Source organism: Paenirhizobium naphthalenivorans, from assembly GCF_007992095.1.
Lineage (GTDB): Bacteria > Pseudomonadota > Alphaproteobacteria > Rhizobiales > Rhizobiaceae > Allorhizobium > Allorhizobium naphthalenivorans.
In genome coordinates this window covers 1-1,864 of the sequence record NZ_BJZP01000079.1, presented here as the reverse complement: position 1 = coordinate 1,864, position 1,864 = coordinate 1, and the positions used below count along the sequence as shown (strand labels likewise).

Below are 1,864 nucleotides of genomic sequence, written 5' to 3'. Positions count from 1 at the left end.
GTCCTGGGAGGCATCGCTGACGGTCTTGCGCCAGCAGGCGGCGGATACCGTGGAGGCGGCGCGCGGGGAGTTCGACGCCGCCATCAAGCGGTTGTCGGACGAAGCGGAAAAATTCCAGGCCAGGATCGGCGAGGCCAAGGATGCCGGCGACGAATCCTGGAAGGCCGTCAAGGGCGGACTTGCGGATGCACGAGCCGTTCACGACCGCACGATCCAGAAGATCAAGGACGCCTTCTCGAAACTGCTCTGACCGAACGCACCGGCGATCTCCACAACAGATAACCAGGGAGAAACGACATGAAACTCCGCCTATCCACAATCGGTCTCGCGCTCGTCGCCCAGACCGTGCTGTTTTCGGCTCCGGCCGCCCTCGCGCAGGAGACCACCGCGCAGACTGCGCCTGCCACTCAGGACGACCCTTCGCTGGCCAGGCAGGCACTGGAATGGTCGCAGGACCGGGTTGCCGAGCTTGATGCGACCATTGCTGTCCTCGAGAAGGAAGCCGCCAGACTTCAGGGCGATGCTCGGGCAAGGGCTGAAGAGGTGCTGAAGGCGCTTCGCGATCGGCGCGATGCTTACCGGATCCAGGCCGAGGAAGCCGTGGCCAACGCCGGGACCTGGACAGACGCGCAGGTGGCCGAGGCACGCAAATCGCTTGACGACAACTGGGCCGCATTCCAGGCCACGCGTGACGAATATCTCGACGCGGCCAAGGCGGATATCGCGACCCGTCGGGCGGTATTAGAAGCTGAATTCGAAGCGCGCCGGAAGGCCTGGCAGGAATCGATCGACGAACTGCGCGCCGATGCGGAGAAGCTCGCCGCCGAACAGCGGACGGCGATCGACGCCCGTATCGCCGCCCTGAGTACCCAGGTGGACAAGGCGAAAGTCGAGGCGAGCGCCCGGATCGAGCGCCTCCAGGATGCTTCCGCCGAGGCATGGGAGAAGACGAAGCAAGGTTATGCGGATGCGCAAAAAGGCTTCCTCGACACCTATGCCTCAATCCGCAAATCCATAGGGGACGCGACGAAGTAGTCCCTATGGGCCGGAGGCGGCGGTCCGCCCCAATCCCGCCTCCGGCGCAGTTACAGTTACAAGGAGAAGGCGAATGAGCCTGATGAAGGAAATCCAGGACCTAGGGGCGCAGATCGAAGCTCACGCCCGCAAGGCACCGCCCACAAAAGAACATGAAAGCATGGCTTCGACCTCGGATGAACCACTGTCCAATCGTGCCGCGGAGGCGCACCAACTCGAGACTTTCCTGAAGACCGCAAACGAAACCCTCGACGAATTCGCCGAAGAATTGGACAGATTTCCTCGACTGACCGCACTCGCTGCGTTCGGTATCGGCCTTGCCGCCGGCGTCGTCATCGGAAGTCGGCTCTGATAACCGTCTTCCGTTTCAGTAGAAAGATCAATCATGTCCACTCTCAATTCCGCGAAACTTTACGGTCGCGTGGCGCTGCTGCGCCGACAGGTTCTTCTCCGGCAGGTCATCCGGCGCGCAATCGCAGGCGCCCTTGCGGTCGCTGCCTTCGTCGTTACCACCGGGCTTGCGACCTATGCCCTGTTTCTCGCGATCAGGGTTCCACTAGGCGGTCTTGGCGCGACATTGGCAATCGCGGGGCTTTATCTCGTAGCCGCTGTTATCCTCCTTGCCTACGCGCTGCGCGAACCGCATTCGCCAGAGTTGCAGGCTCTTGAGGAGATGGAGGTAGTTGCACTGGAAACAATCGCCGCTGAGACGCAGGGGGTAGTCCAGGCGGTCAACACTGCTGGGCACCGCATCGAGAACCTCGCAAGCAGCTTTACCCTCGGCATAGGGCTCCTGTCGGCCCTGCGCAAGCTGCTGGTATCACGCAAA

General features: G+C 62.1%; 3 protein-coding genes and 1 pseudogene. All 4 read left to right on the top strand.

Annotation, left to right across the window (positions count from 1 at the left end; translation table 11 throughout):
• Nucleotides 1-250, top strand: a pseudogene (locus RNA01_RS23130) (hypothetical protein); the annotation flags it as partial.
• A gap of 47 nt (nt 251-297) precedes the next feature.
• The gene (locus RNA01_RS23125) at nt 298-1,035 is read left to right on the top strand and encodes a hypothetical protein (RefSeq protein ID WP_147182432.1); all 738 of its coding nucleotides are present in this window, start codon (nt 298-300) and stop codon (nt 1,033-1,035) included.
• A 73-nt stretch (nt 1,036-1,108) separates the two neighbouring features.
• Nucleotides 1,109-1,387 (top strand): hypothetical protein, encoded by a 279-nt coding sequence (locus RNA01_RS23120; RefSeq protein WP_147182431.1) that lies wholly within the window; start codon nt 1,109-1,111, stop codon nt 1,385-1,387.
• Nucleotides 1,388-1,420: 33 nt separating this feature from the next.
• On the top strand, nt 1,421-1,864 hold a 444-nt coding region (locus RNA01_RS23115; RefSeq protein WP_147182430.1), incomplete at its 3' end, for a hypothetical protein.